The sequence below is a fragment of the Aeromonas sp. SrichE-2G genome, from assembly GCF_017939565.1.
Lineage (GTDB): Bacteria > Pseudomonadota > Gammaproteobacteria > Enterobacterales > Aeromonadaceae > Aeromonas > Aeromonas taiwanensis.
Map to the genome: position 1 here is coordinate 1 of NZ_JAGKRG010000035.1, position 277 is coordinate 277.

At 53.8% G+C, this 277-nt stretch carries 1 rRNA gene; it reads left to right on the forward strand.

Going from position 1 to position 277, the window contains the following annotated elements:
* Positions 1–277, forward strand: a 23S ribosomal RNA gene (locus tag J9885_RS14890); the annotation flags it as partial.

Here is a 277-nt window from a genome sequence, read left to right on the forward strand (position 1 = left end):
AACTCGGAGATAGCTGGTTCTCCCCGAAAGCTATTTAGGTAGCGCCTCGGACGAATACTACTGGGGGTAGAGCACTGTTTGGGCTAGGGGGTCATCCCGACTTACCAACCCCATGCAAACTCCGAATACCAGTAAGTACTATCCGGGAGACACACGGCGGGTGCTAACGTCCGTCGTGAAGAGGGAAACAACCCAGACCGCCGGCTAAGGTCCCAAAGTTCTGGTTAAGTGGGAAACGATGTGGGAAGGCTCAGACAGCTAGGATGTTGGCTTAGAA